Below are 20,505 nucleotides of genomic sequence, written 5' to 3' on the forward strand. Positions count from 1 at the left end.
GGGGAACGGGCGGGCGACGCCCGGACCGGGAATGTCCGCCGTTCCGGTTACGGTTGCGGGGTGACCGCCGTGCTCAGCCATCCCGACCAGCTCAAGGAGCTGCTGGGCATCCCGTTCAACCGGGAACAGATGGCGGCCATCGGCGCCCCGCTCGCCCCCGCCGTGATCGTGGCCGGGGCCGGCTCCGGCAAGACCACCGTGATGGCCGCCCGGGTCGTCTGGCTGGTCGGCTCCGGCGCCGTCCGGCCCGAGGAGGTGCTCGGCCTCACCTTCACCAACAAGGCCGCCGGCGAACTCGCCGAACGCGTCCGCACCGCCCTGCTCCGGGCCGGCGTCGCCGACCGGGACGAGGGCGAGCCGCTCGGCGAACCCGAGATCTCCACCTACCACGCCTTCGCCGGCCGCCTGCTCAAGGAGCACGGCCTGCGGATCGGCATCGAGCCGGACGTGCGGCTGCTCGCCGACGCCACCCGCTTCCAGCTCGCCGCCAAGGTGCTGCGCACCGCCCGCGGCCCCTTCCCCGCCCTCACCGGCACCTTCGCCAACCTGGTCGCCGACCTCACCGCCCTGGACGGCGAACTCGCCGAACACCTGGTCGAGCCCGCCGCCCTGCGCGCCCACGACGAGCAGCTGCTCGACACCCTCGCCACCGTCAAGCTCGGCAACGACGACCTGCGGGCCGTCCCCGCCACCGCCCGCGCCCGGCTGGAACTGCTGCGCCTGGTCGAGGAGTACCGCCGCCGCAAGCAGAGCGCCGGGCTGATGGACTTCGGCGACCAGATAGCCGCCGCCGCCCGCCTCGCCCAGCAGCGCCCCGAGGTCGGCGAACTGCTCCGCGGCCAGTACCGGGTCGTCCTGCTGGACGAGTACCAGGACACCTCCGTCGCCCAGCGCCTGATGCTCGCCGGCCTGTTCGGCGCGGGCCCCGAGGACGCGGGCCGCGCGGGCGCGGGGGCCGGGGACGCGGGCGCCGGGGGCGGGGCCCGGCCCGGCCGGGGCGGCGGCCACCCGGTGACCGCCGTCGGCGACCCCTGCCAGGCCATCTACGGCTGGCGCGGCGCCTCCGTCGCCAACCTCGACGACTTCCCCCGGCACTTCCCGAAGGCCGACGGCCGCCCCGCCGACCGCTACGCGCTCAGCGAGAACCGCCGCAGCGGCGGCCGACTGCTCGCCTTCGCCAACGAGCTCGCCGCCCCGCTGCGCGCCATGCACGAGGGGGTCGAGGCGCTGCGCCCGGCCCCCGGCGCCGAACAGGACGGCTTCGTACGGGCCGCGCTGCTGCCCACCCACGCCGAGGAGGTCGACTGGCTCGCCGACTCGATCGCCCACCTGGTGCGCACCGGCACCGCGCCCGGCCGGATCGCCGTGCTCTGCCGGGGCGGCGCGGCCTTCCCCGACATCCACGCCGCGCTCGTCGCCCGCGAGGTCCCGGTCGAGGTGGTCGGCCTCGGCGGGCTGCTGCACCTGCCCGAGGTGGCCGACCTGGTGGCGGTCTGCGAGGTGCTCCAGGACCCGACCGCCAACGCCGCCCTGGTGCGCCTGCTGATCGGCCCGCGCTGGCGGATCGGCCCGCGCGACCTCGCCCTGCTCGGCCGCCGGGCCGCCGAACTGGTGCGCACCGAGCGGCCCGAGGGCGTGGCGGCGCTGGCCGCGGCCGTCGCCGAGGCCGACCCCACCGAGGTGGTCTCGCTGGCCGACGCCGTGGAGACCTTCCTCGACGCGGACCAGCCCGACGACCTGCCGTTCTCCGCCGAGGCCAGGGTGCGCTTCGCCCGGCTCGCCGCCGAACTGCGCGAGCTGCGCCGCTCGCTGGCCGACCCGCTGATGGACGTGCTGCACCGGGTGCTGACCGTCACCGGCCTGGAGGTCGAGCTGTCCGCCTCCCCGCAGGCGCTGGCCGCCCGCCGGCGGGAGACCCTGCACGCCTTCCTGGACGTCGCCGCCTCCTTCGCCGACCTCGACGGCGACCCGGGCCTGGCCGCCTTCCTCGGCTTCCTGCGCGCCGCCCAGGAGTACGAGCGCGGCCTGGACAGCAGCTTGCCCGGCGGCGAGGACACCGTGAAGGTGCTCACCGCGCACAAGTCCAAGGGCCTGGAGTGGGACGTGGTGGCCGTCCCCGGCCTGGTGAAGGGCGCGTTCCCCTCCGGCAGCCCGCGCGAACGCTGGACCAGCACCAAGCGCGTGCTCCCGCACGCCCTGCGCGGCGACGCCGCGACCCTGCCCGACGTGCGCGGCGGCTGGACGTCCAAGTCGATGGCCGCGTTCAAGAAGGAGCTGGCCGAGCACTCCGGCACCGAGGAACTGCGCCTGGGCTACGTCGCGTTCACCCGCCCCCGCGCGCTGCTGCTGGCCTCCGGGCACTGGTGGGGGCCGAGCCAGAAGACCGTCCGCGGCCCGTCCGCGTTCCTGGAGCAGCTGCGCGCCCACTGCGAGCGGCCCGGCGCGGGCGAGGTCGAGCACTGGGCCGAGCAGCCGGAGAAGGGCGCCCAGAACCCGGCGCTGACCGCCGCCGTCGAGCACCCCTGGCCGCTGCCGCTGGACCCGGCCGCCCAGCACGCCCGCCGCCGGGTCGCCGAGGTGGTGCGCGGCCGGCTGGCCGGACGGCCCGCCGCCGAGGCGGAACCCATGGCCGTCGAGGACCAGCGCCAGGTCGCCTCCTGGGACCGCGACCTGACCGCGCTGCTGGGGGAGTTGGAGCGCTCCCGGCGCACCGCCCGCGAGGTGCCGCTGCCGCCCTCGCTGTCCGCCACCCAGCTGCTGCGCCTGGCCGCCGACCCGGACGGCTTCGCGCACGAGCTGGCCCGGCCGATGCCGCGCCCCCCGCAGCCCGCCGCCCGGCGCGGCACCCGCTTCCACGCCTGGGTGCAGTCCCGGATCGAGCCGCTGCTGCTGATCGAGCCCGGCGCGCTGCCCGGCGCCGACGACGACGGCATCGAGGACGAGCGGGACCTGGAGCAGCTCAAGGAGGCGTTCCTGCGCACCCCGTACGCCCACCGCCGGCCGTACCGGGTGGAGGCCCCGTTCCAGCTGGTGCTCGCGGGCCGGGTGGTGCGCGGCCGGATCGACGCGGTCTACCGGGACGGTGACGGGGTGTCGGAATCCAGTGGTGCGTCACGCTACGAAGTGGTGGACTGGAAGACCCACCGGGAGGAGACCGCCGACCCGCTGCAGCTCGCGGTCTACCGGCTGGCCTGGGCGGAGCAGGCGGGCGTTGATCCCGAGCAGGTCACGGCGTCGTTCCTGTACGTCCGCAGCGGACGGATCGTACGTCCGGAGCGACTTCCCGACCGAAAAGAGTTGGAACGGCTCCTGATCGGGAACAGTGACTAATGAGTCACGCAGAGCACCCAAGTCATCGCGCCGACGTCCGAAACCTGTGCGTCGTGCACGTTTCGCGCCTATTGTGGGGTCGGTAACCGGTCAACCCCCGTACTCCGGCCGCCGGCGAGGCCCGCATTCCCTAACCCTCAGTCATCGCCGCAGGTGCCCACGGGCATCGGCGTCTTCCGCTGGAGAGACCGAAGTTGAGCGCGACCGGATGGATCAGAGAGCGGTTCACCGGGCCGACCCCGGGACCCGCACCGGGCACGACCGGCACCTGGCCGAGGACGGCGCTCGCGCTGCCCTTCCTCGGCATGGCGCTGATCGTCGTCCTCGACTACCTCAGCGGCACCGAGGTGACGGTCGAACCCGCCCTCACCGCCGTACCCGCGCTGGCCGCCGTGGTCAGCCACCGCACCTGGTACCCGCTCGTCATCGGCCTGGGCACCGAGGCGGCGGCCTTCCTGATGGCCCTGCGCAGCAACGCGCTCGGCGAGTCCGTGCACACCGCCAGCGTCATTGCGATCCTGCTGGTCGCCACGATCGGCTGGGTCAGCGCCACCCTGCGACTGCGCCAGGAACGCGCCCTGGCCGACGCCCAGTTGGTCGCCTCGATCGCCCGCCGGGTGCTGCTGCGGCCCGTCCCCGAACGGGTCGGCAGCGTGCGCGCCGCCGTCCACTACGAGGCCGCCGCCGCCCACGCCCGGATCGGCGGCGACCTGTACGAGGTCGTCAACACCCGGCACGGGGTGCGGGCCGTGGTCGGCGACGTCCGCGGCAAGGGACTCGGCGCGGTCGAGACCGCCGCCGCCGTCCTCGGCGCCTTCCGCGAGGCCGCCCACCAGGAGCCCGCCCTCGACCGGGTGGCCGGCTGGCTGGCCGTCAGCCTCGACCGGGCCCTGCACGAGAACGACCACCCCGGCGTGGAGGAGGAGTTCGTCACCCTGGTCCTGATCGGGGTCGGACCGGACGGCGCGGCCGAACTCGTCAACTGCGGCCACCCCGCGCCGCTGCTGCTCCGCGGCGGCCTGGTCCACCCGCTCGAACTCGCCGAGACCGTACCGCCGTTGGGCGTGCTCGACCCGGCCGACGTGCGCCCCCCGGTGCACCGGGTACCGCTGCTGGCCGGCGACCGGGTGCTGCTGTTCACCGACGGGGTGATCGAGGCCCGCGACCGCTCCGGCACCTTCTACCCGCTCGCCGAGCGCTTCCCGCGCTGCGCCGACGGCCGCCCCGCGGACGTCCTGCAGCGGCTGCACGAGGACGTGGTGCGCCACGTCGGGCGCCAGCTCGGCGACGACGCGGCCATGCTGCTCCTGCAGTACGACCCGACCCAGCCCGCCCTCGCCCACCTGCCCCAGCAGGCCGACGCCCTGGTCAAGCGCTAGCCAGGGCGCTTTACAGCGACACCCGGACCAGCAGCGGCCGGTGGTCCGACACCCCGGCGTGCGGCGCCGCCGCCGGGCCCACCACGGCCCGCGGCACGCCGACCGCCAGCACGTGGTCGAACTGCACCGCCGGCCGGTGCGCCGGATAGGTCGGCGTGCGCGCCAGGTCGTACCAGCCCTGCAACCGGGCCCGCGGCTCGCGCACCCGCCGCCGGCGCGCGGTGCCCAGTGCGGCGCCCAGCGCCGGCCGGGCCCGCCGGGCCGCCCGCAGCTCCCGCACCCGCACCCGCGGCGCGGTGCGCTCCAGCGCCGTCGCCCCGCCCAGTACCGTGCGCGGCACCGCGCCGATCAGGTTGAAGTCCCCCAGTACCAGGTACGGCTGCGGCAGGTCGGCGATCCAGCGCCGGATCCCGGCCAGCTGCGCCATGTTCCAGCCCGGCACGAAGGACAGGTGCGCGGCCACCACGGTGAACGGCCCGCGCTCGCCCTCCAGTACGGCCGCCAGCGCGGCCCGGGGCTCGTCCGGCACCGGGGTCAGCCCGCGCCGCCCGGCCACCCGCAGCGGCAGTCCGAACGGAGCGGGGGCGAACCGGCGGGCCCGCCAGTGCCGCACCGGGAGCCTGGTCAGCAGCGCCGTGCCGTACGAGGGCGGGGCGCCGTCGCCGATCTCGGCCGGCCCGTACACCCGCAGCCCGTCCGGCCCGGACGGCTCCCGCACCCAGCCGGCCACCGGCGCCGGGCGCCCGTGCAGCGCGGCGGCGAAGCGCCAGTCGCCGGCGCCCATCGCCGCGGCCGCCACCGCCGCCTGGTCGGTGCCGCCCGAGCGCGCCTGGTGCCGGTCCACCTCCTGGAGGGCCAGCACGTCGGCGTCCAGCGCGGCCACCGCCTCGGCCAACGGGGCGCCCGCGTCGGCCGGATAGGGCAGCGGGGTGCCGTCCGGGGCGAGCGGCTGGCCGTGCAACAGGTTGAAGGTGGCGATGCGCAACTGGCTCACACCGCACGACGGTACCGGAGGGGGCGCGGCTTGAGGCCGTGGGGCATACCGGGTATACATACTGAGTATGTCCATCCGCCACGGTCTGCTCGCCCTGCTCGACCAGGGCCCCCGCTACGGCTACCAGCTGCGCACCGAGTTCGAGGCGCGCACCGGCGCCACCTGGCCGCTCAACGTCGGGCAGGTCTACACCACCCTGTCCCGGCTGGAGCGCGACGGCCTGGTCGAGGCCGCCGGAGAGGACGAGGAGGGCCACCAGTTCTACGCCGTCACCGACGCCGGCCGCACCGAGCTGCGGGCCTGGTTCGACACCCCGGTGCCCCGCACCAACCCCCCGCGCGACGAACTGGCCATCAAGCTCGCGATGGCCGTGACCGTCCCCGGGGTGGACGTCTCCGGCGTCGTCCAGGGCCAGCGCCGGCACAGCATCAAGGCCCTCCAGGACTACACCCGGCTCAAGGGCCGCGCCCTCGCGGGCGAGACCAGACCCGGTGCCGTGCCCTCCGAGAGCAACGAACTCGCCTGGCTGCTCGTCCTCGACCAGCTGATCTTCCAGACCGAGGCCGAGATCCGCTGGCTCGACCACTGCGAGACCCGGCTCGCCCAGCAGGCCGAACTCCGGCAGGCCGAGGCCGCCGAAGCCGCCCGCGACGGCGCCGCGAAACCCAAGCGGCTCGGCCGCCGCACCCGCGCCTGAGGCGTACCCGCGCTCGCGCCTGAGGCGCGCCCGCGCCAGCGCCTGAGGCGTACCCGCGCCCAGTGCCCGCGCCGAGCCGCACCCGCGCCCCGGCGGTGCCCGGCCACCCGACACCGGCCGGCGCCCCGGCGGCGCCCCACCCGTAACCAGCCGTCCCAGCACAAGGGGGGAACCGTGTCCCACACCCAACAGCCCCGGCCGACACCGGTGCTGCACCTGGAGAACGTCACCCGCGTCCACGGCCAGGGCGCCGCCGAGGTCCAGGCCCTGCGCGGCGTCGACCTCAAGGTCCACCCCGGCGAGTTCGTCGCCGTCATGGGCCCCTCCGGCTCCGGCAAGTCCACCCTGCTCACCCTGGCCGGCGGCCTCGACAGCCCGACCGCCGGCCAGGTCCTGGTCGAGGGCGTCGCCCTCGGCGGGCTCACCCGCAAGAAGCTCGCCCAGGTCCGCCGCCGCTCCATCGGCTACGTCTTCCAGGACTACAACCTGATACCGGCCCTCACCGCCGCCGAGAACATCTCGCTGCCGCGCGAACTCGACGGCGTCTCCGCCCGCGCCGCCCGCCGCGAAGCCCTCGCCGCCCTGGAGGAGCTCGGCATCCCCGAACTCGCCGACCGCTTCCCCGACGACATGTCCGGCGGCCAGCAGCAGCGCGTCGCCATCGCCCGCGCCCTGATCGGCGACCGACGCCTCGTCCTCGCCGACGAACCCACCGGCGCCCTCGACTCCACCACCGGCGAAGCCGTCCTCGCCGTGCTGCGCGCCCGCTGCGACGCCGGAGCCGCCGCCATGATGGTCACCCACGAGGCCCGGCACGCCGCCTGGGCCGACCGCGTCGTCTTCCTGCGCGACGGCCGCATGGTCGACGAGTCCGTCAGCCAGGACGCCGCCAGCCTGCTCGTCAGCGCCGCCGCCAACAGCCAGGCCGCCGGCAGCGAGCAGGTGGACGAGTGAAGCCCAGCGCCTGGCGGCTCGCCCTGCGCATCGCCCGCCGCGACGCCCTGCGCGCCAAGGGCCGCAGCGCCCTGGTCGTCGCCATGGTCGCGCTGCCCGTCCTCGGCGTCACCGGCGCCGACGTGTTCTTCCGCAGCGCCACCCTCGAACCCGCCGAACGCGTCGTCCGCACCATGGGCCGCGCCGACGCCCACCTGGAGATGACCGACCGCGGCGGCTCCGTCCTGCAGGCCCCCGACCCGAGCGACCAGTCCTACCGGGTCATCAACCCCAAGTACGAGGCCAAGGACGGCGCCGCCCCGCAGTACACCCCCGCCCAGCAGCGCTCCCGCGACACCGAACCCGCCCTGCTCGCCCAGCAGTTGCTGCCGCCCGGCACCGCCCTGGTGCCCCACGTCGAAGGCCCGCAGGCCGCCGCCAGCAGCACCGCGGGCCTGCTCACCACCCGCACCGGCGAGGCCGACCTGACCGACCCGGTCTGGCACGGCCTGGTCGACGTGGTCGAGGGCAGCGCCCCCGTGAACGACCAACAGGCCGCCGTCACCCGCGAGTTCCTCAACCGCTCCGGCCTGCGGATCGGCGACCGCACCACCGTCCGCGGCCTGGAGTCCAGCCCCTTCACCATCACCGCCGTCGTCGAGTACCCCGGCGACCTCAAGAACACCGAGATCCTCGCCCGCCCCGGCACCCTGGTCGGCAGACTCCCGAACGCCGGCCCGGACCAGGGCCACGACTCCGACCCCGCCGCCCGCTGGCTGGTCAAGCTCCCGGCCGGCGCCGCCCTCGACTGGGCGAAGGTCACCGAACTCAACGGCTACGGCTTCCTCGTGGCTTCCCGCACCGTCATGCTCGACCCGCCCCCGCGCGCCGACGTGCCCTACTACACCGAGCTGGACCGGATCCGCGGCGCCAGCGGCACCGCCCTGCTCGACCGCACCTCCGTCGTCATCCTCGGCACCGTCGTCGGCATGGCCCTGCTGGAGATCGTCCTCCTCGCGGGCCCCGCCTTCGCCGTCGGGGCCCGACGCTCGCGCCGGCAGCTCGGACTGCTCGCCGCCGCGGGCGGTGACCGCGCCAACGTCCGCGCGGTCGTCCTCGGCGGCGGCGTCGTCCTCGGCCTCACCGGCGCCGCCCTCGGCCTCGGCCTCGGCGTCGGCCTGGTCGCCCTGCTGCGCACCCAGGCCGAGGAGTACTCCGGCGCCCGCTTCGGCCACTTCAACCTCCAGCCGCTCGACCTGCTCGGCGTCCTCCTGGTCGGCCTGGTCACCGGACTGCTCGCCGCCATCGTGCCCGCCGTCCAGGCCTCCCGGCAGGACGTCGTCTCCGCGCTCACCGGCCGCGACTCGCTCAAGCCCCCGAGCCGCAAACTGGCCCTGCTCGGCCTGCTGATGCTCGCCGGCGGCGCCGCCCTCGCCCTGCTCGGCGCGACCAGCGGCTTCTCCAGTCGCACCCTCGCCGTCCTCGGCGGCTCGCTCGTCGCCGAACTCGGCATGGTCGCCCTCACCCCGTACCTGGTCGGCCTGTTCGGCAAGCTCGGCCGCTGGCTCTCGCTCGGCCCCCGGCTCGCCCTGCGCGACTCCGTCCGCCACCGCGGCCGCACCGCACCCGCCGTCGCCGCCGTGATGGCCGCCGTCGCCGGCTCCGTCGCCGTCAACGTCTTCCTCGCCAGCTACGACGAGCAGTACCGCCGCGAGTACGCCGCCGCCGGCCCGGCCGGCGCCGTCATCCTCAACAGCGGCTACGGCAACACCACCGAGGCCAAGCTGCTGCCGCAGATGCGCGACACCGTGGAACGCTCCATCCCCGGTCTCGGCCCGCGCGCCGACGTCTCCCACGTCGACCTCAAGGGCGACTGCCGGTCCGGCGCCTACTGCGGTTACATCCAGGTCATGCCGCCCAAGGAGCGGCGCTGCCCGGTCTTCGACCGCGACAACCAGGCCGGACCGGACGAGATCAAGCGGGTGATGAGCACCGACCCGCGCTGCCAGATCCACGAACGCGGCGGCAGCCAGTACGGCGACGTCGCCGCGGGCGACGCCACCCTGCTGCGCAACCTCTACGGCGTCACCGACCCGGCGGCCGTTCAGGCCCTCGCCACCGGCAAGGCCGTGGTCTTCGACCCGCGCTACTACAAGGACGGCAAGGTCGCCCTGCGGTTCACCGAGCCGGTTGCCGCGGGCGCCGACGGCTCCACCCCCAAGCCCAAGGAGACCGAGACCGAGGTCGACGCCGTCCTCGCCCCCTCCGTGCTGCCGGCCCCCGGCCAACTCGTCATCACCCCGGACACCGCCACCCGCCTCGGTTTCAGGACCAGTCCGGCCGGCTCGGTCTGGCTCCCCGCGGCCGCACCCTCCGACGGCGACCAGCAGAAGGCCGACGGCGCGCTCGCCAAGCTCACCGACCGCACCGTCCTCGGCGTCGAACGCGGCTACCAGTCCAAGGCCGGACTCATCGGCCTCGGCCTGGCCGGCTTCGCCGCACTCGTCGCCCTCGGCGCGGCCGGCATCGCCACCGGACTGGCCGCCGCCGACTCCCAGCGCGACCTCACCACCCTCGCCGCGGTCGGTGCCGAACCGCGCATCCGGCGCTCGCTGTCCGGCTTCCAGTGCGGGGTGATCGCCGCCATGGGCACCCTGCTCGGCGTCGTCAGCGGCGTGGTGCCGGCCGTCGCCCTGCGCAAGGTCCAGGGACTCGCGGCCGGCTACCCGGGCATCAGCCCGGAGGAACTCGCCAACAAGGGGGCCGTGGTCTTCCCCTGGCCCACCATCGCCGCCACCGTCGTGGTGCTGCCGCTGCTCGCGGCCGGCCTGGCCGCGCTGCTCACCCGCTCGCGGATCTCGCTGCTGCGCCGCACCGGCTGAGGGCCGGGCCGGTTGAGGCCCGTGCCCGACTGAGGGTCGCGCTCGGCTGAGGCCCGTGCCTGGTTGAGGCCCGTGCCCGGCTCCCGTCACCCCCGTCCGCCCCTCCCGGCGGCGGGGGTGACGGAGGTTACAGGCCCGACGGTGTCCGGCACCCGGAGGGCCGGGGCGGGCACCCGTACAGGCGAACTACAGTCGTCGGTATGACGAGTACCCCGGACAGCGCCGTCCGCTCCTACATCGACCAGCACCAGGCCGCCTTCCTCGCCGACCTCTCCGAGTGGCTGGCGATCCCCTCCGTCTCCGCCGACCCGGAGCGCGCCGGCGACGTGCGCCGCTCCGCGGACTGGCTGGCCGCCAAGCTGCGCGAGACCGGCTTCCCGGTGGCCGAGGTGTGGGAGACCGACGGGCTGCCGGCGGTGTTCGCCGAATGGCCGTCCGGGGACGAGTCCGCGCCGACCGTCCTGGTCTACGGGCACCACGACGTGCAGCCCGCGGCGAAGGAGGACGGCTGGGACACCGAGCCGTTCGCCCCGACCGTGGTCGGCGGCCGGCTGTACGCGCGCGGCGCCGCCGACGACAAGGGCCAGGTGTTCTTCCACACCCTGGGGGTGCGCGCCCACCTGGCCGCCACCGGCCGCACCGCACCGGCCGTCAACCTCAAGCTGCTGATCGAGGGCGAGGAGGAGTCCGGCTCGCCGCACTTCGCCGACCTGGTCCGGCGCGAGGCCGGGCGGCTGGCCGCCGACGTGGTGGTCATCTCCGACACCGGCATGTGGTCCGAGACCACCCCGACCGTCTGCACCGGCATGCGCGGCCTCGCCGACGCCCAGCTCGACCTGTACGGCCCGGACACCGACATCCACTCCGGCTCCTTCGGCGGCGCCGTGCCCAACCCGGCCCAGGTCGCGGCCGAGCTGGCCGCAGCCCTGCACGACGCCGACCGCCGGGTCGCGATCCCGGGCTTCTACGACGGGGTCGTCGAGCTGACCGAGCGCGAGCGCGAGCTGTTCGCCGAACTGCCCTTCGACGAGGCGCAGTGGCTGCGCGTCGCCAAGTCGTACGGCACCCGCGGCGAGGCCGGGTACACCACCCTGGAGCGGGTCTGGGCCCGGCCCACCGCCGAGGTCAACGGCATCTGGGGCGGCTACACCGGCCCCGGCGGCAAGACCATCGTGCCGTCCTCGGCGCACCTCAAGCTGTCCTTCCGGCTGGTCGCCGGGCAGGAGGTGGAGAAGGTCCGCGAGGCCGTCCGCTCCTGGGTCGCCGAGCAGGTCCCCGAGGGCGTCCGGTACGAGCTGGTCTTCCCGGGCGCGACCCGGCCCTGCCTGACCCCGCTGGACCACCCGGCGCTGCAGTCCACCGTCCGCGCGATGGGCCGCGCCTTCGGGCAGAAGATCCTCTTCACCCGCGAGGGCGGCTCCGGCCCCGCCGCCGACCTCCAGGACGTGCTGGGCGCGCCGGTGCTGTTCCTCGGCATCTCGGTGCCCTCGGACGGCTGGCACTCGGTCAACGAGAAGGTCGAGCTGGACCTGCTGGCCAAGGGCGTCGAGACCGCCGCCTACCTGTGGGGCGACCTGGCCGAGAACTTCCGGCCCGGCGCGTGAGCGGGCGGGCCCACCGCCGAGGGACGCGCGTCGGGCGCGTGAGCGGGCCCACCGTCGTCGGGCGCGTGAGCGGGCCCACCGTCGACGGGCGCGCGAGCCGCTCCGAGCGGCACGGCAGTCAGATCACTCATCCGGATGATTCACCACGTGGGGATGGAACGACGTGAGCACCGAGCCTGAGACCGAGCGCCCGCGAGCCCTGGCCCTGGCCAGGGCCGGGGTGGAGCGGGCCGCCGAGCACCGGTTCGACGAGCCGTGGCTGGCCGCGGCCTGGAGCCACCCCGCCACCCGGGTGCTGCCGATCGCCGGCGGCGAGGTCTTCGTCGTGGACACCGCCGAGGGCACCGAACTCGTCCTGCTGCCCTCCTTCGAGGCGCCGCAGACCGGGGACCGCTACTTCCTCGGCACCGACCGGGACGGCGTCTCGTACTTCGCGCTGGCCGGCGAGAGCCTGCCCGGCCGGCTGGACGGCGACGCCCGCCCCGCCGGGCTGCGCGAGGTCGGCGCGATGCTGTCCGACCGGGACGCCGGGCTGCTGGTGCACGCCGTCGCCCTGGAGCACTGGCACCGGCTGCACAGCTTCTGCTCGCGCTGCGGCCACCCCACCGAGAAGGCGGGCGCCGGGCACGTGCGGCGCTGCACCTCCTGCGCGGCCGAGCACTACCCGCGCACCGACCCGGCGGTGATCATGGTGATCACCGACGAGCAGGACCGCTGCCTGCTCGGCCGCCAGGCGCTCTGGCCGGAGGGCCGCTGGTCCACGCTGGCCGGCTTCGTCGAGCCGGGGGAGTCGATCGAGCAGGCGGTCGCCCGCGAGGTGCACGAGGAGGCGGGGGTGCGGGTCGGCGAGGTCCGCTACGTCGCCAGCCAGCCCTGGCCGTTCCCGTCCAGCCTGATGCTCGGCTTCACCGGCAAGGCGCTGCCCGGCGGCACCGAGATCACCGTGGACGGCGAGGAACTGGCCGAGGCGCGCTGGTTCTCCCGTGAGGAGCTGCGGGCCGGGATGGAGGCCGGGGAGATCCTGCCGCCCTCCGGCATCTCGATCGCCCGCCACCTGGTCGAGCTCTGGTACGGCGAGCCGCTGCCCTCGGCGGCGCGCTGGTAGTCCCGGACTCCGGTCGGCCGGTCGTCTGAGCATCCGGTCGGCTGGTCCTCCGGTCCTCCGAGCATCCGGTAATCCGGTCTGCATTTCCGGTACGCCCGGGGAGAAGGGGGCGCGTGGCTCTGGCCGCGCGCCCCCAATTTCCTTTCTGAGCTCTTCCCGAACCCGCCACGAGCATCTGTTCGTAACCGGACGGGCCAGTTCTGCTACCGCGGGACACTCCGGAGCCCCCACCGTCAACCCGCGCGGACGACATTGCCGGAAACGGCTGAAACCGCGTCACCGCGCTCGCTACATTCACTCGGGTGACAATCCCCCGGGGCACCGCCCAATCCCCCAAATACCAGCGCCTCGCCGCCGACCTGCGCCGCCGGATCGCCGAAGGCGAGTTCACCGCCAACGCCGCCCTCCCGGTCGAGAGCGAACTGGAACGCCAGTACGGCGTCGCCCGCAACACCGTCCGCCTCGCCGTCGACGTCCTGGTCAACGAAGGCCGACTGGTCCGCCTCCAGGGCAAGGGCACCTACCTGCGCGAACACCCCGTGCTCGACCACCGCGCCTACGGACCCACGCTGGCCCCCGCACCGCGCGACTGCCTCGCCGCCCCCTCCACCGTCTACCTCGGCGAAGCCGCCGAAGCCGGGCGCGAACTCAGCACCGACTTCGAGATGATGATCGTCCGGGCCCGCGTGGACATCGCCGAACGCCTCGGGCTGCGCCCCGGCGAGGCCATCGTCGTCCGCCGCCAGCTGCGCCTGCTCGACCGCGAGCCGTACTCCATCGAGGAGAGCCACTACCGGGCCGGACTCGCGGCCGGCACCCCGCTGATGGAACCCGACCCCGTCGAAGGCGGCGACGAAGCCGTCCTCGCCACCCTCGGCCGCACCGAGATCGGCGCCGTCGACCACCTCGTCGCCCGGATGCCCGGCCCCGAGGAGGCCCAGTGGTTCCAGGGCGGCCCCGGCGTCCCGCTGATGGTCCAGACCCGTGTCACCTACGACCGGCGCGGCCCCGTCCGGGTCATCGAGACCCGCTACTCCGCCGACCGCAGCCGACTCGTCTACGGCATCGGCGACCTCGGCGCGCGCACCACCCTGCCCGCCCCCGCCGCCCCCGTCGACCCCGCCCGGGCCGACGCGCAGTGACGCGCGCCGACCCCGGGGCCCGGGTGGACCGGGGCGGATCCCGGCGGACCGTGGCTGCCCCGGACGGGCCCCGGCGGACCGTGGTGGGTCAGGCCGCGAGGGCCTTCTTGACCTGGATCAGGCTCGGGTTCGTCATCACGACCTGCTCCCCGCCGCCCACCGGCTGCACCAGCACCGTCGGCACCGTCTGGTTGCCGCCGTTCACCGACTCGACGAACGCCGCCGACGCCGGGTCCTCCTCGATGTTGATCTCGGTGTAGCCGATGCCCTCGCGGTCCAGCTGGCTCTTGAGCCGGTTGCAGTAACCACACCAGGTCGTGCTGTACATCGTCACGGTGCCGGACATCGAGGGGGCTCCTTCGAAAGAGGGGTTCGTACGTTCTGACAGCCGCAACGTCCACCGGGCGGCAGTCATTCCGGCCCCAGGACGCACGGAGCAGAGCGATCATCCTGCGATCGCACCGGACCTGTGGACAACCCCGCCCCCGTTGTCCCAGCGGGCTGAGAGGATGGAACGCATGCAGGAAGACCTCTTGAGCGGCAGCCCCTACGACGGCCCCCACGGCTCCCCCTGGGCCGACCCCGGCACCGCCACGGGCCCCGACGCCGTCCTCGCCGGGCTCGACCCCGAACAGCGCGCCGTCGCCACCGCCCTGCACGGCCCCGTCTGCGTCCTCGCCGGCGCCGGCACCGGCAAGACCCGCGCGATCACCCACCGCATCGCCTACGGCGTGCGCAGCGGCGTCTACCAGCCCCAGCAGGTCCTCGCCGTCACCTTCACCGCCCGCGCCGCCGGCGAGATGCGCGGCCGCCTGCGCCAGCTCGGCGCCGACGGCGTCCAGGCCCGCACCTTCCACGCCGCCGCCCTGCGCCAGCTCCAGTACTTCTGGCCCCGCGCCATCGGCGGCCCGGTGCCCCAGCTGCTCGAACGCAAGGTCCAGCTCGTCGCCGAGGCCGCCGGCCGCTGCGGACTGCGCGTCCAGCGCACCGAACTGCGCGACCTCACCGCCGAGATCGAATGGGCCAAGGTCACCCAGACCGCCCCCGAGGACTACCCCGCCGCCGTCGCCAAGTCCGGCCGCGAGGCCCCCCGCGACCCGGCCGAGACCGCCCAGGTCTACCGCGTCTACGAGGAGACCAAGACCCGCCGCGGCAACATCGACTTCGAGGACGTCCTGCTGCTCACCGCCGCCATCCTGGAGGACCGGCCCGACATCGCCGACCAGGTCCGCAGCCAGTACCGGCACTTCACCGTCGACGAGTACCAGGACGTCTCCCCGCTCCAGCAGCGCCTGCTCGACAGGTGGACCGGCGACGGCGGCGGCGCCAGCCTGTGCGTCGTCGGCGACGCCAGCCAGACCATCTACTCCTTCACCGGCGCCACCCCCGACTACCTGCTCAACTTCCGCAGCCGCCACCCCGAGGCCACCGTCGTCAAGCTCGTCCGCGACTACCGCTCCACCCCCCAGGTCGTCCACCTCGCCAACGGACTGCTCTCCCAGGCCCGCGGCGAGGCCGCCCGCCACCGCCTCGAACTCGTCTCCCAGCGCGAGGCCGGCCCCGAACCCGTCTACACCGAGTACGAGGACGAACCCACCGAGGCCGAGACCACCGCCCGCCGGATCAAGGACCTCATCGCCGCCGGCGTGCGTGCCAGCGAGATCGCCGTCCTGTTCCGCACCAACGGCCAGTCCGAGGTCTACGAACAGGCCCTCGCCGACCTCGGCGTCCCCTACCAGCTCAAGGGCGCCGAACGCTTCTTCGAACGCCCCGAGGTCCGCGACGCAGGAGTGCTGCTGCGCGGCGCCGCCCGCGCCGCCGCCGACCCCCTCACCGCCGGCGCCCCCGACCTGGCCGGCCAGGTCCGTGCCGTCCTCGCCAGCCGCGGCTTCACCCCCGAACCGCCCGCCGGCTCCGGCGCCGTCCGCGACCGCTGGGAGTCCCTCGCCGCCCTCGTCCGGCTCGCCGAGGAGTTCGAGCGCACCCGCACCGCCGAAGGCCTGGACACCGACCTCGCCGCCTACGTCGCCGAACTCGACGCCCGCGCCGCCGCCCAGCACGCCCCCGCCGTCGAAGGCGTCACCCTCGCCTCCCTGCACGCTGCCAAGGGCCTCGAATGGGACGCCGTCTTCCTCGTCGGCCTCACCGAGGGCACCCTGCCGATCATCTACGCCAAGACCGACGAACAGATCGAGGAGGAACGCCGCCTCCTCTACGTCGGTGTCACCCGCGCCCGCAAGCACCTCAGCCTCTCCTGGGCCCTCTCCCGCTCCCCGGGCGGCCGCGCCTCCCGCAAGCCCAGCCGCTTCATGGACGGGTTGCGCCCCGGCTCCGCCGCCCCGGGCGCGCGCACCGGTGCGCGGGGCGGGCGGGGGAGCGTCGAGGCCGGCGAGCGCTCCGCCGCCCGGCGGGTCCGCGGCCCGGTCAAGTGCCGGGTCTGCGACAAGGCGCTCACCGACGCCGTCGAACGCAAGCTGCGCCGCTGCGAGGACTGCCCGTCCACGATGGACGAGGCGCTCTACGAACGCCTGCGCGAGTGGCGGGCCGCCCAGGCCAAGGGGCAGGGCGTCCCGGCGTACGTGGTGTTCACCGACGCGACGCTGATGGCGATCGCCGAGGACGTGCCCGCGAACCGGCAGGAACTGGCCGTGATCTCGGGGGTCGGCGCCATGAAGCTGGACAAGTACGGGGCCGCCGTGCTCTCGTTGTGTGCGGGGGAGGAGCCCGAGGAGGATCCGGACGGCGTCGAGGACGACGGTCCGGTCGATCCGGCGTGAGCCGGCACGGGCGCGGTCCAGGGGACTGCTCGGGGGACTTCGCAACCGCCGCGGAACGTCGCGCGGGCCGCGCCGTCGATGGCGTCGCGTGAACTCGCGTGAAAAATAGTTTGCGCGGCGTACCGGGAGCGCAATAGCCTGCCGGAGCGGTCAAGGGGACGAGGTCGCACGGGGTGAAACCTGTGCCGATTCCCCCACGCCACACAGCTGCACCACACAGCTTCACCAGCTTCACCGAGACAGACATCCGAACATTCGGAGCCAGGGAAACCAGGCTCCGCGAGACGCCGAGAGGAGGCGAAGACAGTGGGAAACATCATGATCACCAAAATGACTGGCCAGACCGTTGTCGCTGCCTCCCTGCGTGCCGCCCGTCTGCGGGCGCTCGCCGAGCTCGGTGGAACCGGTCTGGGTCTCGACACCACCGGTGTCTCCGTCGCCTCCGCTGTCAGTGGTCTTGGACACACTGATCTGTGCCTCACGGGCGGCAGGAGTGTCGAAGGCACCCTCGTCGAGACCGGTCTGTCCCGTGGCTGGGCGCAGGTCGGCGCGTCGCGTCCCGAGTGCGACGAGCGACCGCTCCAGGCACCGAAGGCAGTCGTAGTCGCCGCCATGCATGGCGACTATGCGCAGGTCATCGGTGCCGGAAACGCCCAGAAGCAGAACGAGCAGCAGATCAACCAGGCCAAGGCCGCCTTTATCGGCGCCGAGGCCATCCGGATGCGGGCCTTCCGCGGGCCTGAACCCTGGAGAGAACGAACCTGAGCCAGCCTCAGGTCGGCACCTCCAGGGCCGCGGAACCCGTCACACCGGGATCCGCGGCCCTTCTGTTTTGTCCGGTACGCAAGACCACCCAGGCCCCCCGGGGCCTCCGGCCCAGCACCACCAGTCCACTGGGCCGGAACCACTGAGAAGACGAGGAAGACGCCCACAGTGTCCACGGTCATCACGCCGCCCATCCCGTCCGTACCGCCGACAAGCCAGATCACCAAGGCCGACCAGGCCGACCCTCCGGAGGTTCCGTTCATGCAGCTCAACTCGATCGAGCAGGCCGAGGCGCTCGGGCTCCCCATCCCCTGCCGCGCCTTCGACCCCGAGGTCTTCTTCGCCGAGACGCCCGCCGACGTCGAGTACGCGAAGTCCCTCTGTGGCACCTGCCCGGTGAAGGAGGCCTGCCTCGCGGGCGCCCTGGAGCGGCGCGAGCCGTGGGGCGTCTGGGGCGGCGAACTGTTCGTCCAGGGTGTCGTCGTGGCCCGCAAGCGGCCGCGTGGGCGTCCGCGCAAGACCGAGGTCATGGCGTGAACCCCGCCCACGACGCCAGGGCAGTCCGCCGGGGAGAGCAGCCCCCGCTGGACAGCGCCCTCCGCCGATCCGTACGGATCGCCGCCGCCAAGGCCGACGCAGCAGCCCGCACCGTCCCATTTCCGAGCACGCACCACGAGCAGGACCACCACATGACCCCCGCCGCCATCGATCCGACCGTCCGCGCCGAGCAGACCACCGAACTTCAGATCCAGAACAGGACCCTCGAAATGCAACTCCTGCATGAATCCCTGGCCCGTGCCCATATGCAAGACAGGCTCCACGAGGCCGAGGAACAACGCCTCGTCAGCCGGGTCGTCCGGGCCCGCAAGCTCCGGCAGCGGGCCGAGCGGGCCTCGCTGCGCGCCCGCAAGGCGCTCGCCGTCGCGCTGATGTAGCGCCGGCCCAGGCGGTTCGCCGCCGATCCGACCGACCCCCGTCGTGCCGCAGGCCGCCCCCCGTTCGCGGGGAGCGGCCTGCGGCCGTTGTGCTTGTTCGCGGCGCCCGCCTGCGGGCGGGCGGCTCAGCCGCGGGCGGGCTTGGCGGGCTTGGCGGACTTGGCGGGGTTCGCGGGCCTGGCGGGGTTCGCGGACTTGGCGGACCTGGTGGATGCGGTGCGCTTCGCGGGCCCGGCCGGGCCGCCTCGCCCGGCCGGCTTCGCGGGGCGCTCGCCGGAGAACTCGGGCAGCCACTCCAGCATCTCGGCGCGGAACGGCGCCTTGGCGCCCAGCTGGCACAGCACCCCGATGGTGCTCAGCGTCACCCGGTGGATCAGCAGGTACGAGGGCGGCAGGTTCAGCTGCTTGCCCAGGTTGTAGGCGGGCGAACGCGGATCGGCGATCCGGGCCGCCTGGGCCCGCATCCAGGCCCGGGTGAAGTGGAAGCCGTCCACCGCCGCCGGCTCGATGATCGGCAGCAGGTAGTCCAGCACCGCGTCCGGGTCCAGCTCGATCGAGGGCTTCACGAAGCCCTCCTCGCGCAGCATCGTGAGCACGCCCGCCGCGTCGCCGTCCAGGGCCATGCGCAGCGAGGCCCCGATCGGCGCGGGCAGCCCGCCCGGCAGCCGGTCCACGGTGCCGAAGTCCAGCACGCCCAGCCGCCAGCCCCCGACCGGGCCGTCGTCCTTCAACAGCCGGAAGTTGCCCGGGTGCGGGTCCGCGTGCAGCAGCCCCGTCCGCGACGGGCCGGCGAACAGGAACCGGGCCAGCAGCTGCCCGGCGCGGTCGCGTTCCTCCTGGGTGCCGTTCGCGATCACCTCGGAGAGCGGGGTGCCGTCCATCCACTCGGTGACCAGCACCTGGTCGGCCTGCGCCACCACGACCGGCACCACGATGTCCGGGTCGCCCGCGAACTCCTCGGCGTGCCGGCGCTGGGCCTGGGCCTCCAGCTCGTAGTCCAGCTCCTCCGAGACGCGCTCCCGCAGCTCGGTGATCAGCGGCTTGATGTCCAGCCCGGGGATCAGCGGGCCGAGCAGCCAGGCCACCCGGGACAGTTGGGAGAGATCGGCGAGCAGGGCGTCGCCCGCGCCCGGGTACTGCACCTTGACGGCGACCGGTCTGCCGTCGTGCCAGACCGCGCGGTGCACCTGGCCGATCGAGGCGGCCGCCGCCGGGCGGTCGTCGAACTCCAGGAACAGCTCGCGCCAGCCCTCCCCGAGCCGCTCGGCCAGCGCGGTGTGCACCTTGGCGGCGGGCATCGGCGGAGCGGCGTCCTGCAGCTTGGTGAGCGCCGCCCGGTACGGACCGGCGACCTCCTCGGGCAGCGCGGCCTCGAAGACGGACAGCACCTGCCCGAACTTCATCGCCCCGCCCTTGAGCTCGCCCAACACCTTGAACAACTGGTCGGCGGTGGCCTGTTGGAGCTCGGCCGTCACCACCTCGGCGGACCGGCCGCCGATGCGCCTGCCCAGTCCGAGCGTGGCGCGACCGGCTATGCCCAGCGGCAGGGCGGCGAGCCGTGCCGTTCGGGTCACTGCCTTGCGCGGAAGATCGCTCACCCGGGCCTCCATTCCCCTGGCCCCCCGACCGCCGGACGGCCCACCATCACATACGCCATTGTGCCCGGTTCGCGGGCCTGCTCCGGCGGTATTTCGTGGGGGGCTTTCGGGGCTTCGCCCCGTCGACACTCCTGGGGCCCGCCCCCTCCCCCCTCCCCCCACCCACCCTCCTCCTCCCACCTCACCCGCCGCCTGCCCACCCACCCACCCACATCTCGCGCTCACCCCGTCCCTCGGAACAGCGGCTCCCGCTCTCTCCCGGCCCGGGGCCCGCCCCCCGCCGCGGGCCGGGCCCGGGGGGCACACGCCCAGGGGGCACCACGCCCACGGGGGACCAAGCCCAAGGGGGCCCCAGCCCCGGGCG

The 20,505-nt window shown here is 74.5% G+C and carries 15 protein-coding genes; 12 read left to right on the forward strand and 3 right to left on the reverse strand.

Annotation, left to right across the window (positions count from 1 at the left end):
• The first annotated feature begins 60 nt into the window (after nt 1–60).
• Together AB0F71_RS36860 and AB0F71_RS36865 are read left to right on the forward strand one after the other, a co-directional pair.
• On the forward strand, nt 61–3,330 hold the full coding sequence (locus AB0F71_RS36860) for an ATP-dependent DNA helicase (protein ID WP_360244610.1): 3,270 nt from the start codon (nt 61–63) through the stop codon (nt 3,328–3,330).
• 194 nt (nt 3,331–3,524) lie between these two features.
• Nucleotides 3,525–4,709, forward strand: a complete 1,185-nt coding sequence (locus tag AB0F71_RS36865) for a PP2C family protein-serine/threonine phosphatase (RefSeq protein ID WP_360244613.1) — start codon at nt 3,525–3,527, stop codon at nt 4,707–4,709.
• Nucleotides 4,710–4,719: 10 nt separating this feature from the next.
• Here the strand turns inward: AB0F71_RS36865 and AB0F71_RS36870 are convergent, their stop codons facing one another.
• Complete coding sequence (locus AB0F71_RS36870) at nt 4,720–5,703, reverse strand: endonuclease/exonuclease/phosphatase family protein (protein WP_360244616.1); 984 nt, start codon at nt 5,701–5,703, stop codon at nt 4,720–4,722.
• Between the two features lie 67 nt (nt 5,704–5,770).
• Between AB0F71_RS36870 and AB0F71_RS36875 the strand changes: the two genes are divergently transcribed.
• The 6 genes from AB0F71_RS36875 (at nt 5,771) to AB0F71_RS36900 (ending at nt 14,066) form a co-directional block, all read left to right on the forward strand.
• The gene (locus tag AB0F71_RS36875) at nt 5,771–6,400 is read left to right on the forward strand and encodes a PadR family transcriptional regulator (protein ID WP_360244619.1); all 630 of its coding nucleotides are present in this window, start codon (nt 5,771–5,773) and stop codon (nt 6,398–6,400) included.
• A gap of 174 nt (nt 6,401–6,574) precedes the next feature.
• Complete coding sequence (locus AB0F71_RS36880) at nt 6,575–7,354, forward strand: ABC transporter ATP-binding protein (RefSeq protein ID WP_360244622.1); 780 nt, start codon at nt 6,575–6,577, stop codon at nt 7,352–7,354.
• Nucleotides 7,351–10,215, forward strand: a complete 2,865-nt coding sequence (locus AB0F71_RS36885; RefSeq protein WP_360244625.1) for an FtsX-like permease family protein — start codon at nt 7,351–7,353, stop codon at nt 10,213–10,215. The genes AB0F71_RS36880 and AB0F71_RS36885 overlap by 4 nt, the downstream gene beginning before the upstream one ends.
• A 200-nt stretch (nt 10,216–10,415) precedes the next feature.
• Nucleotides 10,416–11,819 (forward strand): dipeptidase, encoded by a 1,404-nt coding sequence (locus tag AB0F71_RS36890; protein ID WP_360244628.1) that lies wholly within the window; start codon nt 10,416–10,418, stop codon nt 11,817–11,819.
• Between the two features lie 163 nt (nt 11,820–11,982).
• Nucleotides 11,983–12,924, forward strand: a complete 942-nt coding sequence (gene nudC, locus AB0F71_RS36895) for an NAD(+) diphosphatase (RefSeq protein WP_360244631.1) — start codon at nt 11,983–11,985, stop codon at nt 12,922–12,924.
• Between the two features lie 302 nt (nt 12,925–13,226).
• The gene (locus AB0F71_RS36900) at nt 13,227–14,066 is read left to right on the forward strand and encodes a GntR family transcriptional regulator (protein ID WP_360244634.1); all 840 of its coding nucleotides are present in this window, start codon (nt 13,227–13,229) and stop codon (nt 14,064–14,066) included.
• Nucleotides 14,067–14,154: 88 nt separating this feature from the next.
• Here AB0F71_RS36900 and AB0F71_RS36905 read toward each other — a convergent pair whose 3' ends face one another.
• Entirely contained in the window at nt 14,155–14,412 is a 258-nt protein-coding gene (locus tag AB0F71_RS36905) for a mycoredoxin (protein ID WP_350506166.1), read from the reverse strand.
• A 172-nt stretch (nt 14,413–14,584) separates the two neighbouring features.
• Between AB0F71_RS36905 and AB0F71_RS36910 the strand changes: the two genes are divergently transcribed.
• The 4 genes from AB0F71_RS36910 to AB0F71_RS36925 all read left to right on the forward strand — a co-directional run bounded on the left by AB0F71_RS36910 (nt 14,585) and on the right by AB0F71_RS36925 (nt 18,543).
• Nucleotides 14,585–16,843: an ATP-dependent DNA helicase UvrD2 gene (locus AB0F71_RS36910; RefSeq protein WP_360244638.1), complete on the forward strand. Its 2,259-nt coding sequence runs from the start codon at nt 14,585–14,587 to the stop codon at nt 16,841–16,843.
• Nucleotides 16,844–17,149: 306 nt separating this feature from the next.
• Nucleotides 17,150–17,608: a hypothetical protein gene (locus tag AB0F71_RS36915; protein WP_360244641.1), complete on the forward strand. Its 459-nt coding sequence runs from the start codon at nt 17,150–17,152 to the stop codon at nt 17,606–17,608.
• A gap of 219 nt (nt 17,609–17,827) precedes the next feature.
• Nucleotides 17,828–18,145, forward strand: coding sequence for a WhiB family transcriptional regulator (locus tag AB0F71_RS36920; RefSeq protein ID WP_270151013.1), 318 nt, complete (start codon nt 17,828–17,830; stop codon nt 18,143–18,145).
• The gene (locus tag AB0F71_RS36925) at nt 18,142–18,543 is read left to right on the forward strand and encodes a hypothetical protein (protein WP_360244644.1); all 402 of its coding nucleotides are present in this window, start codon (nt 18,142–18,144) and stop codon (nt 18,541–18,543) included. Before AB0F71_RS36920 ends, AB0F71_RS36925 begins: the two co-directional genes overlap by 4 nt.
• Nucleotides 18,544–18,668: 125 nt before the next feature.
• On the opposite strand, the gene AB0F71_RS36930 is transcribed toward AB0F71_RS36925, so the two are convergent.
• On the reverse strand, nt 18,669–20,141 hold the full coding sequence (locus AB0F71_RS36930; RefSeq protein WP_360244647.1) for an AarF/ABC1/UbiB kinase family protein: 1,473 nt from the start codon (nt 20,139–20,141) through the stop codon (nt 18,669–18,671).
• Nucleotides 20,142–20,505: the final 364 nt, after the last annotated feature.

Origin of the sequence: Kitasatospora sp. NPDC028055 (genome assembly GCF_040637885.1) — a bacterium.
Lineage (GTDB): Bacteria > Actinomycetota > Actinomycetes > Streptomycetales > Streptomycetaceae > Kitasatospora.

Coding starts and splice junctions, on each gene's coding strand:
- AB0F71_RS36875 (WP_360244619.1), top strand. CDS start 5,771: ATGTCCATCCGCCACGGTCTGCTCGCCCTGCTCGACCAGGGCCCCCGC.
- AB0F71_RS36890 (WP_360244628.1), top strand. CDS start 10,416: ATGACGAGTACCCCGGACAGCGCCGTCCGCTCCTACATCGACCAGCAC.
- AB0F71_RS36905 (WP_350506166.1), bottom strand. CDS start 14,412: ATGTCCGGCACCGTGACGATGTACAGCACGACCTGGTGTGGTTACTGC.
- AB0F71_RS36910 (WP_360244638.1), top strand. CDS start 14,585: ATGCAGGAAGACCTCTTGAGCGGCAGCCCCTACGACGGCCCCCACGGC.